13 protein-coding genes are annotated in these 14229 nt (G+C 66.2%); 2 read left to right on the forward strand and 11 right to left on the reverse strand.

The window, feature by feature from the left end; all coding sequences use genetic code 11:
* From ACFWYS_RS36445 to ACFWYS_RS36465, 5 genes are all read right to left on the reverse strand, one after another.
* A partial coding sequence (locus ACFWYS_RS36445; protein ID WP_384778475.1) for a trypsin-like peptidase domain-containing protein occupies positions 1 to 2362 on the reverse strand: 2362 nt, incomplete at its 3' end.
* Positions 2359 to 2691, reverse strand: coding sequence for a CU044_2847 family protein (locus tag ACFWYS_RS36450; protein WP_384778478.1), 333 nt, complete (start codon positions 2689 to 2691; stop codon positions 2359 to 2361). The genes ACFWYS_RS36450 and ACFWYS_RS36445, both read right to left, overlap by 4 nt.
* 166 nt (positions 2692 to 2857) lie before the next feature.
* On the reverse strand, positions 2858 to 3772 hold the full coding sequence (locus ACFWYS_RS36455) for a restriction endonuclease (RefSeq protein WP_384778481.1): 915 nt from the start codon (positions 3770 to 3772) through the stop codon (positions 2858 to 2860).
* Between the two features lie 407 nt (positions 3773 to 4179).
* Positions 4180 to 5622, reverse strand: coding sequence for an ATP-dependent endonuclease (locus ACFWYS_RS36460; protein ID WP_384778484.1), 1443 nt, complete (start codon positions 5620 to 5622; stop codon positions 4180 to 4182).
* A 388-nt stretch (positions 5623 to 6010) separates the two neighbouring features.
* A complete protein-coding gene (locus ACFWYS_RS36465; protein WP_384778487.1) occupies positions 6011 to 6565 on the reverse strand; it encodes a hypothetical protein in 555 nt (184 codons plus the stop codon).
* A 250-nt stretch (positions 6566 to 6815) separates the two neighbouring features.
* Here ACFWYS_RS36465 and ACFWYS_RS36470 point away from each other — a divergent pair, with 250 nt between their 5' ends.
* Complete coding sequence (locus ACFWYS_RS36470) at positions 6816 to 7616, forward strand: hypothetical protein (protein WP_384778490.1); 801 nt, start codon at positions 6816 to 6818, stop codon at positions 7614 to 7616.
* Positions 7617 to 7684: 68 nt separating this feature from the next.
* Entirely contained in the window at positions 7685 to 8806 is a 1122-nt protein-coding gene (locus tag ACFWYS_RS36475; protein ID WP_384778493.1) for a helix-turn-helix domain-containing protein, read from the forward strand.
* 65 nt (positions 8807 to 8871) lie between these two features.
* Here ACFWYS_RS36475 and ACFWYS_RS36480 read toward each other — a convergent pair whose 3' ends face one another.
* From ACFWYS_RS36480 to ACFWYS_RS36505, 6 genes are all read right to left on the reverse strand, one after another.
* On the reverse strand, positions 8872 to 9198 hold the full coding sequence (locus ACFWYS_RS36480; protein WP_384778495.1) for a hypothetical protein: 327 nt from the start codon (positions 9196 to 9198) through the stop codon (positions 8872 to 8874).
* 122 nt (positions 9199 to 9320) lie between these two features.
* On the reverse strand, positions 9321 to 10094 hold the full coding sequence (locus ACFWYS_RS36485) for a hypothetical protein (RefSeq protein ID WP_384778498.1): 774 nt from the start codon (positions 10092 to 10094) through the stop codon (positions 9321 to 9323).
* A complete protein-coding gene (locus tag ACFWYS_RS36490) occupies positions 10091 to 10804 on the reverse strand; it encodes a ParA family protein (RefSeq protein ID WP_384778501.1) in 714 nt (237 codons plus the stop codon). The genes ACFWYS_RS36485 and ACFWYS_RS36490 overlap by 4 nt, the downstream gene beginning before the upstream one ends.
* A 179-nt stretch (positions 10805 to 10983) precedes the next feature.
* Positions 10984 to 11553 (reverse strand): helix-turn-helix domain-containing protein, encoded by a 570-nt coding sequence (locus ACFWYS_RS36495; RefSeq protein WP_384778504.1) that lies wholly within the window; start codon positions 11551 to 11553, stop codon positions 10984 to 10986.
* Positions 11550 to 12884, reverse strand: coding sequence for a transcriptional regulator (locus ACFWYS_RS36500; protein ID WP_384778507.1), 1335 nt, complete (start codon positions 12882 to 12884; stop codon positions 11550 to 11552). The genes ACFWYS_RS36495 and ACFWYS_RS36500 overlap by 4 nt, the downstream gene beginning before the upstream one ends.
* A 1063-nt stretch (positions 12885 to 13947) precedes the next feature.
* The coding region (locus ACFWYS_RS36505; RefSeq protein ID WP_384778509.1) for an LPXTG cell wall anchor domain-containing protein at positions 13948 to 14229 on the reverse strand (282 nt) is incomplete at its 5' end.

The following is a 14229-nucleotide window of genomic DNA, read 5'->3' on the forward strand; positions in this document are numbered from 1 at the left end:
CATCCCACAGGCGGATAGTGTGATCGTTGCTGGCACTAGCCAGCAGCATCCTGGAGCCCACCGGCACCGGACAGAGAGCGTTAATCCAGGCGGTGTGCCCCTCCAACACGATGTCCTCAGCATGCGGCGCCCCCACCGCCCACACCGCCCGATAGGGAGCAGACGCCCGCCGATCGCGAAACGACCGTCCCAGCTGCTCGCGCGCCTCGGTAACGGTGAACAGCGCCATCCGCTGTCGAGGGCCCGCTTCCAACGCCTGTGGCGTCTTACGCAACAGGCGAGCTCTGGCCCGCCCGGCGGGCGAAAGGGACGCCTTCGCTGCCGGCACCAGCCGCCGCAAGTCGGCATAGAGCGCATAGGCATCATTTTGTAGCAGCTCATCGATGATGCCGCCGCGTACCGCATGCCCCGGCAACGAACGCAACACGTAATCAGACACCGTCGCCCACGAAGAGCCGCTGGCAGTATCCATCAAGGCACGCGCGATAGTGCGCTCATCGTGCACCAACAACGCTGCCGTGGCACGGGGCGCCAACAGGGCCTCATTCAGGGCCTGATGGAAAAGCCGGAAACTGCCCGAGGCAGTCGCACTATCACTCGATTCCACCAGGAAGTTGGCGGCCGCCGACCGCGCGAAGCCAAACAGTGCGCCCTCGTCCACCGCCTGCCCCGTCATGGCCTGCACGACCCGCTGCCACAAAGACAGCGTGAGCCCGGGAGACTCTGCATACGCCAACGCGGTCAACAAATCCTGCGCCGGCACCCCCTGCAGGGCAGGCAGCCGGGAGAGATAGTCCCGCAGCGCCGCTTCTACCGTCGAGGTGTAACGCAGCTGCTCCACCGCGATCGCCTCTTGGTCATGCATGCCATGCGAGCGGGCCACCAGCCCAGCAATCAGGAAGTTTCCCTGCGCCATCGCGGCGATGCGCTGCGCCACCGCCGCCGCGACCTGATCGTCCTGATACGGGCTGTTGACCCGCTCGTCACCCACCAACTGCAACGTCGCCAACGCATAAGCAACAAGATCATCTGGGGCGAAGAATTCCGGCACATCCAGATCAATGGTCTTCAGCGCACCTGCGAACGGCGCCAGGAGATCTCCCGCATCATCCACACGGCGACTGCCCACCAGCACCCGCACACCCAAATCCGCACAGGTCTCCGCCAAGGAGATCGCCGTCTGCAAGATCACACGCGCATGCTGGGGCGTAGTCGCCTCATCCAGGGCGTCAATCACCACGCAAAAACTCCCGCGGTCATCCTTCCCCAACGCCTCGCGCAGCAGATCCGGCAACTCCTTGACCTGCTCAGGCAAGCGGGCAGAGGCCGCGGTAGCGATCTCACGCGCCACCTCCACCGCCGTCTTATCGCGGGCATGAACGGCGCACGCCACCGACCCCACCGGCGCCCGCACGCCGCAATCCTCCGCGGGTAAGGCTGCTGCGATCTGGGCGTCAGCGGTCGTCACCACCCGACCCAACACCGCGGACTTGCCCACCCCGGGAGAGCCGGTCACTACCAACACCTGGCGTCGATCCCGCTCCCGCGTCGTCATCCACTCAACGACCGCCGTCAACGCCGCACCGCGGCCGCGGAAGCGAAAGCCGCGCTCAGCATCCGTGCTGACCCCCCGCGCCCGTGGACGCCAATGCCGGCCCGACTCCGCATCCCCAGCCAGCGTCCACCCCCACGCCGAGAGCGCCGCATCCCCAGCCGCCTCCACCGACCAGTCCGTCAACAAGCGAAGCTTTTGCTCCGGCAGCACCAAGTCAACCGTCTTGAGCGTTAACGCCCGCGCATCGCCCGAATCGCGGCGTGCCTGCCCCACCAAGCCCACCACAGCGTCGTAGTCGGCCGACCACAACGCAGCACCGCTATAGCCCGGCCGGACCGGATAGCGCGAGGTAGTGTCCAGGCGCACCCAGCCAAATCCAAGCGCCTCACCGACACTGCCATCGGCAGAGTTGCCCAAGACGCCGTCGGGAAAGCCAAACGACCACCACGACCGGTCCACCAGGTCACCGGCCGCCGGGCGCCTTAGCCGCGCGACATACTCCGGCGCGATTTCTTCCCCTAGCACCAAGACCGCCACGTCCTGGACGTCCTGCTGATCCGTCGGCGGAGCCACCACCTGCTCGACCGGCACCCGCAGATGCATCAGCTCATCCGCCTTAGGAAAGGTCACCCACAAATCACTACGCACGTCGCCTTTGTCATGGACGACATGAGCGCAGGTGAGTACCCGCCGCGTGTCGATGAGGAACCCAGACCCCAGCGGAAGCGCGGTATTTGCCGCCTGGTGAATGGCCGCCACCCACACATCCGACGGCGGGCGCACGCCCGGCCGGCGCTGCCCGGTCATGCCGACGCGCCGCCCTCGCCCTCGCTCCCACCGGCACTCGGACGCCAGGTGAGCTTTACCCCAAAGTTCGCCTCCGACGCGGCCTTGGCCACCAGCCAGTTGGCCGTACCGTTGACCTTGATGCCGAAGGACACCTCTACCTCGGCCGGACGCAGCGCAACGATCTGCGCCAAAACCCGCTGCGCTGCCTCCACCGCTGGCCGGGCAGCCTCATCCACACGGCTCACGACCTGATCGACACTGACCTGCTGCCAGTCCTCCGTTGACTCAATCTCGAACTGGACCACCGTGTCGGCATCCAGCGCATACGACACCACGTGAGATGTCACGCGTCCCCCTCATCGCCCCTGCTGAGGGCATAGACGGTACCCGCATCTGCCACTCCAGCGCAGCGCGACCTCGCGACCAGCACTGGCCACCACAAGAGAGCTATCAGGCGGCCAACGGACCCGTGCCCCCGGGCCCGTCCCGGAGCAGCGTGATCAGGCTGATGCCTCAAAGGGCGCCGGCCTGAGAGATGCCCACGACCTCATACAGGGAGTCGCCCCATGTAGCCCAGCGTTCCAGCTCCGTTGCGCCGATCAAGTGGATCGCGTGATCGTTGGCGAAGTCGCGAGCCGGCTCGGAGAAGGTGCCGTTGGTGACCATCAGAGCGATGTCAGCCTTGTGCTCAAGGCGAGCGGTCCCATTGAACGTCTGGACGTTCGTACTAGTCACAGTCTGCCTGGCTGCCCTGCTGGTCTGCTTGCACTGCACCACCAATCGCCGGCCATCCGGGGTCTCAGAGATGACGTCCGCACCCCGGTCCCCGGTACCGCCATGCTGCCGGATCACCTTCATTCCGTCGCGATGGGTGAGCCACGCGACGAGAACCTCGAAGTCCTTGCCGTCAAACTCCTGGATACGCCGCAAGGAGTAGCTCTCCTTGCCCTGGGCGAAGAGGTTCCGTCGGTCATCGACAGCTGCCAAACGGTCGATCTTTACGAGCGTTCGTTGATGCATGGTTTCAAAGCGTTCTGCGCTGGGCGCGATCTCGTCCCACTGTTCCGTGATGGTGTTCAGCGGGGAATCGACACGGCCTGGAGCGTAGAGCGTGGACAGGTCTTCCTCGGGAAGCCTGCTGAGTTCCTCGAAGGCAAGGCTGGCCTGCTGCAAGCAGCCTCCGATGAGGTCGAGTTCTTCGTTTATCGTTTTGGCAAACGCGTCGAAGACCGAATCAAGTTCGACCCGGGTGAAGTCCCAGGTGCGCCCACGAAAGTGTGAGCCGCTCTTGAGCTCCTCAAGCTTTTCAAGATTCTTGCGGAGGGCATCTGCGTGCCTGCGCAATGCGGTGCAGCCTTCGCGGCCGATGGAGACCTCGTGTACCCACAGGTACGCAGCGAGCAGGTCGGCTTCGTCAGCCTTGCCCAACGCGTCACCGATTTATTTGCGTACGGTACGGTCCGGGTAGCGGGGAGGGGCGACGCGAGCGCCACGATCAATAATCACCGGGGGAGCGTATACGCGGTCACTGACAACGCTGTGCGGCTTCCCAGGGCGAAAGCTGATGCGTGAAGAGGACCCCTGCTCCTTCGCTGTCGTGTAGGCGACGATCGGTCGTATCCCAGAGGAGTTGCCGTCAACTACGTCCAGTCGGTCATGCCCTAGGCGGAAGTCCGGGCCGTGTCGAAGTATCCGGCCCCCGCGATCAAGAAGGCTGAGGAAGCTGCCGCGCCGTAGCCGCACGAGATATTTGTCATTACAGCGTTTGGTGCTGGCGGTAGTCAGCCAGCTATCCCGATCCCACGGAAGCAGCTCGTCGCGCTCCAGGGGGAGCGTCAGGGCTGGCTGAGCAGGCGCTGTTGGACTGAGCTGACGAATGAGGCGCGCTCCTGGGAGTCCACGCTGTCCTTTGCCCAAACCGCGGCGATGGCTTCCCAAACCCGATCAGTGCGCACGCGGGGCCCCAGGCGCTCGGCCACGCGGCGGGTCCAGGCGTGGTGGTTATCGATCTGCCGTGCGTCGTCAACGGCTTGCAGTAGTTCACCTGCTCTTACATCCAGACGCATGGCTACCTTTTCCCACGCGGGCTCGTCCAGCGCGTCGAACACCTCCTTTTCTGGGGCCTGGGACCCAGGAAGAGTGATACAGCCCGTCTCGGCACGCTGGTCGGCGTCCAGTACCCCGAGCGACACGCCTGGAAGGCGTCCGTGTTCCGCGAGGCCGCCCAGGGTAGTCACCGTGGAGGCGGCGCCTACAGCAAGGATTTCGACCCGGCGGCCGAGATCGGGATCTTCGTGGTTGATCAAAGCATCGATCAGAACGCCCGCATAGTCGTCCTCGCAGAACAGCACAAGCTCTGGGTGATCTATATCGTCCATCAATGACATAGAAAACTTGGCGGTCACGCCATAAAGAACATCGCGCCCTCCTCCGCGATGGGTCTGGATGTACACGCGGGCCTCAGTAGGTAGCTGTTCCATGATCGTCGCAGAGTGGGTGGAGAGGATGAACTGCATCTTCCGCTTTTCGGCGATCTGGAAGAGTTCCGCCATGAGCCGCCGCTGAGCCCGAGGATGAAGCGAGGCTTCAACCTCATCGATGATGATCAGTGAACGGTCGGGAGCGGCACGGAGTAGCTCGACAAGGTCGGCGGTTGCATCCTCGCCAGCCCCTTGATGGAAGTTGGAGTATTCGCCTGCGCCCGTGTCCAAAACGCCAACTTGCTTGTTCTGGTACGTGGCCATGCCGCTGGCTGTGTAGGGCCTGTTCATGATCCGGGACAGAAGACTCCGGTCCGCTTCACTGAACGGGGTAACTGCAGCGGTGAAGTTGGCCTGCGTGGCAGCCTTGCCGTAGCCGATCTGGGTGTTGACAGGCTGGGTGCGGCTGATGTCGAGGAAGTACAGAGGACGAGGAAAGCGGTCAGGCATACCCCGCCAGCGGCTGGTGAGCTTGCGCAAAGTCTGAGTATCGATCTTGCTGCCCCTGCGGATCTGATAGGTCAGAGTCACGCCCTGAACCGTTTCCCAGGGAGTGTTGGGAAAGAAGTCGTCGGGGTAGAAGGTCGCTCCGCCGCTCTGCTCGGCGGTGTAAGCAGCAGCTGCGGCTTTAAGGACTGTGCTCTTGCCTGCGCCGTTTTCTCCAGCGATGGCGACAACCGGGAACCGAAATTCGATGTTTTCCCCGTTCCAGCCGCGCAGGCCCTCAATCTGGACCGCATCGAGGAACAGAGGCCATCCCCTGCCCGTGTTTCGGGCTGTGTTCCATTCGTGAGTCAAGGAGTTCAGGGTGGGCAATGGCCGGGGGCGAGCGATGTGCACGTGTGTCTCTTTCCTCTGGTCTCTGCCAGACGATGCAGTTCAGTTCGCCAGCACCGGAGGCGGGGGTGTTGCGCAGATTGAGCACGCGCAGACTCCAGTTTGGGACGCAACAGTAGGTGCGGGCGATCGCGGTGCTCACGGTCGTTGTGGCTGCAGCAAGGGGTTCGCCTCGGACGCGCGCGATGACGGTTCGAGTGGCCTCGTCGAGGGCTGCGAGGAACGGGTCCGCCATGAGAAGGGAGGGTATCGCGCAACGGGCCGGGGAAAGACCTAGAGTTCACCAGGCGGAAGGGGTGAGGCGGGTGTCGGCGCTGGCGCGGTGCCCGAGCCGCCTATGGGAGCAGATTCAGTCCGCAGCGGGGGCCAGGGGCGGGGTCGGTTCGTTGATGGCCTGCAGCAGTTCCCGCAGACGCTGGCGGTCGTCGGCGAGGTGGAGTACACGGTACGACTTCTTCGCGAAGAAGATTCCTTGCGCCGGCGCAGCGAGCGCTCCGACGCGGCGGGCACGCTCTTGGAGCGGCAGGTCAGATAGCCACACACCGCGCGCGGCCACAACGAACCCTGTCATCAGCCCATGCAGGTCCAGTGGCCGCGAGGGGTAGGTCAACACGTATTGCTCGGCGTGGTCGATGAGATAACGGGTCGACTCCTCCACCTGCGCCGCCCAGCGGTCGCATTCGCCCTGCATCCGGCCGCGCAGTGGCTCATCTGCCTCGTCGGGGTTCACATTCTCCAGTCGGGCTGTGGCAGAAAGGATCGTCAGGAGGTGTCCCGAGAAGGCATCCCGCGCGGCCCAAGCCGCCTTGATCCGGACCGACCTGGCCTCAAGACGCGGAGCGAACCGCGACAACGCGAAGGTGGTCACCATCGCGGTAATCACCGCGATGAGCATCGTCTTCATCCATGGGTCAAGCACGGGTACTCCGAATGTAGTCCCGGCGTTGTTGCCGGACGTGGTGTACGCCGGGGCGATCGGTTTCTACCATGCCCGGTGCCCTCACACCGACAGCTTCGGGCTTCAGTGTCACTTGGTCGTGGGAGCCGTCGAATCGCCGGCTGGCAGGACAGGAAGGTGCGCTTCGCTCCCCTTGACACGCCGGAGTGGTTCACTCTGGCGCACAAAATGCTGGCTATGGTGTAACTTCCTCATCGTGAGTGAACACCAGGATGTCATCGCGGAGTTCGGCGACGCCGGTCTCCTGGCTGGCGCGCGCTGGGCGTATCTGGCGGCTACCGCTCGGGCTCTGGAGACGTACTCCGAGGCCGACGGCCACGACGCGGCCTTGCTCGGCAACCTCAGGTACACGTTGTTCCGTGACCGCCTCGACCGTGTGTTCGCTTGTGAGCGTTATGCGGTGCGTTCCGGCAACGACGACGCCGACCTTGACCTGCTGTACGACCAGCTGTCCGAACGGGACGTCGACACCATGCCGCATCTGGATGCGGGGCTGGTGCGACGAGCCGACCTCAACGGCAGCCCCGGCTGGGCGCACGCTGAGCGTCGATTCCTGCTCGCCTCATGTGACTTCGGAGAATTTGACCGGCTGCCATGGCCCCGGAAGAGCCCGACCAAGCAGCAGGTAGCCAGGCAGCGCACCCCCGAGCCACCGCAGCCCTCACTGTTCGAAGGCTTGGAGGCAGAGGAGTTCGGCGGCCTGGAGATGCTGGCGACAGAGCCGGAACTGGACCTCGAAACGTACGTCGTGGCCCACAGTCTCGACCCCCTCAGCGGACGGATTGAACTGGTTCTCGGGCGCCCTCGCCTCAATACCGGCGGGGGACAGGCATGGCACTGGCGGCACGACATCCTCAGCACGCCGCCGTCAGACGGTGGACGCCGCACGGATGACACGCCGCTGCCGACCGGGCCGAGCACCGTGCCGGATGCACCCGTTCGCCTGCGCCGGCCCATGGAAGAACGCCCAGGCAACCGTGCTAGTGGTGAAGGGTGAGTTCTCGTACGTCTACGCTCGACCGAGCGGCGGAGGTCGCCGCGCTCTTCGACAGTGCCCGCCTCAAAATGGCGAGGCACCTGGCGGGCCTGCGCAAAAGCGATCTAGCCGCTCTGGTCGACAAAAGCCCAACCGCGGTGGCGGCCTGGGAGTCCGGAGCCAAACGGCCGACAGCCGCCGCCGTGGCGCAACTGGCACTGAGTCTGTCAGTCGACCCGGGGTTCTTCGCGATTCGTGCAGAGGATGTCGCTGCCCTCTGCACGGCACCGCACTTCCGCTCGCTCCGCTCCACCAGCCAGCTGGCCCGAGACCAGGCCTACGCCTACGGCCAGCTCGCTGTGGACATCACGAACAGCCTTGAACGGCACGTCGAGTTCCCGGATCCTGCCGTTCCCAGCTACCCCGTGCCAGTGGACGACCCAGACGGCGACGGTCCGGAACGTGCCGCTCAACTCCTCCGCCAGGAGTGGGCGATGGGGGACGGACCTGCCGGACACATCGTCAGGATGCTGGAGAACCACGGCGTGCTCGTGGTCTTCAGCCCCCCGCAGACAGCGTCAGTGGACGCCTACTCGTTCGACAGCAAACTGCGCCCCGTGGTCGTCCTCAACCCAATCAAGCGGGACTACTATCGGCAGCGCTTCGACGTCGCGCATGAGCTGGGACACCTGATGATGCACAGCGACGCAGAGCCCGGCGGGCGCCTCGTTGAGGCCCAAGCCCATCGCTTCGCCGCCGAGTTGCTCATGCCGGCCGACCAGATCCGAGATCTGCTTCCTGCCGCCATGGGCGGCACCGCCTGGCAGACACTGGCCCGGCTCAAAGAGCAGTGGGGCGTCAGCATCCAGGCACTTCTGTACCGTGCGCGATGGCTCGGCAGACTCAGCGACACGTCCTACCGCAACGCCATGACGACCATTTCAGCCCGTGGTTGGCGCCGGAACGAGCCGGGCTTGATCAGCGCTATCGAGCAGCCGTCCCTCTTGCCAAGAGCTGTGGAGTTGCTGACGCAAGAAGGCATCGACGAGTCTCAACTGGTGACCCAGTGCCGCATGCCGACGGAGCTGTTCCGCACGGTGACGGCCCGGACGCCGGACAGTGAATCGCCTACCCCGGCGCCGTCGCCAGACAGCCGCCAGCAGGCGAGCGGACGAGTGGTCTCCCTGCTGGAACACAGACGGCGGCCCTAGCTCCCCAAAACCGCACAAAAGTAACACCGGCCCTCATGGGGAACGCAGCTGGAGCAACCTGATCGTCACTGTCCACTGACGTCCAGCCCCTTTCGTCTCTCGTCCTTCGAATCAGGCGGATAGCCCTTGGCGCGCAGCCAGCTGTCGAGGGCGAGCGCGACGATGTCGCCGTGAGGGATGTCGGTGTCGGCGTTGCAGCGCCGGATGCGGCGCTGGAACTGGAGGACCTCGGGGACGGCGTAGTTGAGCTGCCCGCGTTTTGTCTGCCGGTTACTGATGACGTCCATGGTGTCGGCGTGCGGCGTGAGGACGTCGTCGGATGGCTGGAACTCGGCGTCGAGGGCGTCGGCGATTTCACGTAGTCGGGTGGCATAGGGGGAGCGATCAGGCACGAGAGCTGCTCCGGTCGGTCTGGCTAGGCGGATAGCTATCCGCCTACTGGGCTATTGGAATAGGCGGCGGGGGCGGCCGCACCCCGACATGGGGGCGGCCGCCTCGTGTACTGCGGGCGGGTTCAAAACCCGCGGGCGGTGAGCCACTCGTCCAGCGCGACGGAAACGATGTCGCCGATGGGCAGGTGGTCGAGTTCGTTGTCCAGTGCGAAGCGTTTGATTCGCTTCTTCAGCTTCAACGCGGCGGGGACCGACGAGTCGAGACTCTCGCGCGTGATGATGCGCTGATTGAGGACGACGGCGGCCTCGGGGATGTTCTCAGGACGACCGGGACCGTGGGCGTACGGTGCCCCCTCACTGGGCGCCTCCTGCGCCCGAGCGTCCTGCGCCTGATGGGGTGCAGGACCGTCAGGCCTGAACGGGAACGCCGTACCGGCCGCCGCCGGAGGGACCGCCGGGCGGATGGCCACCTCGGCGGTCGGTGCCGTGCCAGAAACTGCGGACGCGGCGTGGGACGGGCTGTGCTGCCCACCGGGTTCGGCTGCTTGCTTGGGCTGCCTCCCAAGCACTCCAGACTGGGGAGCCGAAACCACCGGTGGCGGCTGCCGCTCGGCCAGCCCGTCGGCGGATTCCGTCCCCGCCTCGGCAGCCTCGACGGTCTCTGTCAGATCCTGAGCCGGTGCCTCGAAAGCAGCGGCCGCAGGAGCGTGCTGAACCCGCGGTGTACCAGCACCAGCCGCTTCGCCCTGCGCGGTGGCCTGTTCGGCGGCGAACTGCTCGGGGGTGAGCTCGGCGGTTGGGGGAGGGGGCGGCGGGGTCGTCTTCTTGGCCCCGCCAAGGGCGCGCCCGCCGGTGCGGCGGGCCGGCGGCTTCGGCCTCTCGTTCTTCTCGCTCATGAGGTGAGTTCCTTCATCAGGTTGGCGTATTCGCTCAGTTCGGTGGGGATCTCGCCGAAGGCCTCCATGTAGTGGACCCAGGAGTGGATGGTGGTTTCGGCGAGCGGGAACGGCTCGTCGCGGTCCGGGCCGATGCCCTCGCCCTCGGCGGGCTCCAGCAGCTGCTGCTTCGCCCGGCCGGGCAGGCTGGTGCGGTCGTCGGCCTTGACCATCACCACATGGGCGGTGACGCTCTGCTCGTTCCGGGCGGCGGCGCGCTCGGCCTCGTCGAAGGTGGCCACGAGCTTGCGGCGCTCGATCTTGGTGGGGGCGACTGGCACGAGCAGCAGGTTCGCCTCGGTAACAGCCTCGTGGAAGATGCGGGCGCTGCCGCCTCCGGCGTCGACCACGATCGCGCCGAACTCGGCACGCTTGGTGCGGATGTACTCGGCGATGTCGTCGAACGGGTAGCGCTCGACCACCAGGTTGGCGGGGATCTCGAAGTCGGCGGCCTGGGCGACCTTGAACCAGTCGTAGGCGGACTGGCTGGTGGCGTCCGCGTCCAACAGCAAGGTGGGCAGGTCGAGGACGACGGCGTAGTAGAGGGCGATGAACCAGGCGGAGGTGGTCTTGCCGGTGCCGCCCTTGAGCATGCCGACCACGATGACGAAGGCGTCCCAGGCGCTGGCCGTGGCCGCGGCCAGGGTCTTGGTACGGGTGTTCTCACTCACGTGTGCTTGATCTCCTGAATCGGGAAAGGTGCGTTGACTTGCGTGCGTCGGCGAGAAGGCCGACGTTCGGTGGCGGCTGAGCGCAGGCGAAGGAGGACCCCGAGCAACGCCGTATCCGGGATGGCCTGCCATCGGTCCCGCGGTCTGTCGGGCCCGGCCGGGGACCCGTGCGGGGGCACTCATGACCGTTTCCTTGGGGTGCGGGCCGGGCCGTGGTGGTGCTTGGGCCGCATGGGGGTGCCCGCTTGGTGAAGGAGCCGGTAGACGGTGCCGATGGAGTAGTTGCATTCCGCGGCGAGGTCCGGCACGGTGGCGCCGGCCTCGTACCGAGTCCGCAGGGACTTCGCGAGCTTCATCCGCCGTGCGGTACTGGCTGCGGAGCGGATACGGAGCGTCTGCTGGGTGGTGCGGGGCGTGCCCCCGGCCTCGATCAGCAGCCGCCGAGCCACACGTCGCGTCACCGACCCCGCCGCAGCCAACTCCGCGAGCGTGGCGCCCTGTTGCTCGTAGAGGCGGCGCAGACGGGCCGCGAGGTTGCGGCGGGCTTGCCCGTCGCGCAGCCTGCGCGTCTGCCACGAGGAGCGCATCACGGTCCCGGCCTCGTGCAGCCGGTTGAGGACCGTGCCGTACGACAGGCCACTGCTCGCCACGAGTTGGTCCACGGTGGAACCGGACTCGTACTGCTCCCGCAGTGCTTGCGCGGTGACCTGATCGTCGTGATCCGCCGTGGGTCGAGGGGGTGGGTTCACGCTGCGGACTCCCATTCGCTGCGGGCTTCGGCATGGGCGGCGGCCAGCTCGTCGTAACTGCGCTGGTCGGCAGGGGTGATGAGGATCAGCCGTCCATCGGTGGCGATCCGCCAGTCGGGAGCGGCACGGCCGGTGACCGGATCGAGGACACAGCCGTCCGGGGCGTGCCAAGCGGCGGGAATCTCGTCGGGGCGTGGCGCGGGAACCAGCACCTGACGTCCGTCGCGGACGATCACCACGGCCTTGCTGCGGTGCTCCGACAGCCGCTCCAGCGCTTCCCGGTACGCCGCGCGCTCGGCGGCGTGCACCGCCTTGCGCCGGGACGCAACGCCCGCGGTTCCATGCCGCGTCGCGACTGCGTCCCAGCCGCGGGCCGGTTTGGCGATCTCTTCGGCCGCAGCCTCCAGAGGGCGGTCACCGAAGCCCTCCAGAGCGCGAGGTGCCAGGGTCCAGGTCTCACCGCTGTGGTGCACGAGGCCGTGGTCGGCCAGGCGCCGCAAGGCGCGGTAGAGGGTGGCGCGGGAAACGGAGGACGAGCCGACAAGCTCGGCGACCGTCTGCGCCGCGCGGGCGTGCAGTGCACCGATGATCACCAGTGCGGGGCTGCCGAGACCGCGGTGGGCGAAGGCGTCGTGGCCCATCAGACGGCCGATGACGGTGGAGTCGAGGTCGGCCGTTGTGCCCGTCTCAGGGGTGGGCCACTCCTCAAGTGCCAGGTCGGGGGGGTACTGAGTGGTTCGAAAACGAGATTGCGCTACGGGGATGCTGTGGCGGCCAGCGTTGCCCTCGGTGAGGTACCAGGTCGAGCCTTCGCGGCCGTGGCCGATGCGCAGACGTCGCAGCCAGCCCCGTGGTTTGAGGACGGTCTCGTAGACGACCCGGAGGGTGGTGCGGAATATCCCCGCTTCCTCTGCGGTCTGCCGCTCGCTGGCGTGGTGCAGGGGACCGCCCGCGATCTCGGCGAAGTTCAGATGCGCCCGCAGGACCCGCAGCGCGGTCCGCCCACGTTCCCCACGCCAGGGCGTCGTCTCGATGCGGTCGCGCAGCGCGGCGAGAACCTCGTATGCGTGGTGCCGCGATTCCAGCATCGTCGTGCCGCTGACGACAGCTGAGGCGCTGGCCCATACCCGGCCGATGTACGCCAGGGCACGTGATTGCCCCGATCGCAGCGCGATGCTCCGGGCGTGCCGCCCGCCTCCGTGCTCAGGGTGCATCAACAGCTGCGTCAGCTGGTCGACGGTGCCGCCGGCGCGAGCGACATGGCAGGCGATGGCTGCCGTGATCCGGTGCCCGTGCTCGGCCGCGCCCTGACGGTTCTCACGCAGGGACACGCTCTGGCCGTCGACGCCGAGCTTGCTGTAACTGCCTGCCGCGTAGCGGCCGGTGAGGTCTCCGAGCAGGACGAGATCAGAAGCAGCCTGAGGCAGGCTGTAAACGCCTGGTCGCTCGCTTGGGTGAACTGCTCGTCGGGATGCGGATGTCTGGTGGGTGGTGTGTGGCACTGTGGAGCCGTCCCGCAAGGACAGAGACGCCACCCAGGCCCGCTAAAACCACGGGTGGTGTCCGGTACCGACCTCCAATCGGTGCCAGCGATGCCTCCAGGATGGCCATCCTGGAGGCATTCGTATGCCTGGCTCCGATGCTGGAGGCAGGCGTCCCATCGCGGCTCGACCGAGATCCATTCCGAGTGCCATCAGCGGGTTCACAGCCTGATCAACGCCGTCTGACCTGGGCCGACTCGGACCAAGACGGAGGGCGATTGCCTCTGGTTGGCTCCGAGCAGCTCGGTTCGAATCGGGGTCGAATCAGAGCGGTTTCCTCTGACTGCCTCCGGTCGCCTCTGCAACCCGACCTAGCAGGTCACAGCCGATCCGAACCACGAAGCCGCAGGTCAGAAAGGTGCGTCAGGAAAACCCGGCGTATAGCCTGACTCGTCTGCCGCTCTTTATTTCCGCAGGTCAGAGGCCATGTTTACATGCTGAACAAACCGCCCGGGTCGAATTCGGGTCCGAGTATTGTCGCCCCTGTCCCGCCACCCGTGCAGCAGATCCGGGCATTCCGGGCGTTACAGGCGGTCCAACGTCGGTCTGTAGTGGACATCCAGGCTGCGGATGAATTCGCGAGTACATGTACCAGGTGTCTCCTTGTCGACCCGCTCTGGCTGAACCTGCCACCGGGGGTGTGCTCTGCAGCGACTCTGGAAGTGATCACTGGCGAGAGCGTCTCGCTGACTGCTCCTGCCGAGAAAACCAGCCGTGTGGGCCCCACACTCTCGGCCCACACGGCCAACACCCAAGCCCTGAGTGCTGTCCGGCGCAGCAGGAGGGGTGCTGCGCCGGACCATCGTCACTGGCCGTGGCGCCCGAAGTCACCGTGTCTTGGGCACCCCCGACCTCAGCGTGCGCGGTGGGACGACGCGGCGCGCTTGCGGCGGGTCTTCATAAGGATGGCGCCACCGAGCACGGCCAGGGCGAGAGCGCCGATCGCGATCGACAGGGAGTTGCCCATGTCGCCACCGGTCGCGGCGAGGTCGGTGTCGTCCTCGGCGTCGGACGAGGCCGGCTTGGTGCCGTCCGACTGCGGTTCCGCACCCTGCTCAGACGGCTCGTCGGAGGTGGGCTCGGTGCCTTCGGTGTCGGTGGTCGCCGACCCCACGCTGAAGTGCATCTTGAATTC

This window comes from Streptomyces sp. NPDC059010, from assembly GCF_042740355.1.
Taxonomy (GTDB): domain Bacteria; phylum Actinomycetota; class Actinomycetes; order Streptomycetales; family Streptomycetaceae; genus Streptomyces.

Bases quoted from the DNA above. Each gene is read 5' to 3' on its own strand.
- ACFWYS_RS36465 (WP_384778487.1), bottom strand. From the start codon at position 6,565: ATGAAGACGATGCTCATCGCGGTGATTACCGCGATGGTGACCACCTTC.
- ACFWYS_RS36475 (WP_384778493.1), top strand. From the start codon at position 7,685: ATGGCGAGGCACCTGGCGGGCCTGCGCAAAAGCGATCTAGCCGCTCTG.
- ACFWYS_RS36485 (WP_384778498.1), bottom strand. From the start codon at position 10,094: ATGAGCGAGAAGAACGAGAGGCCGAAGCCGCCGGCCCGCCGCACCGGC.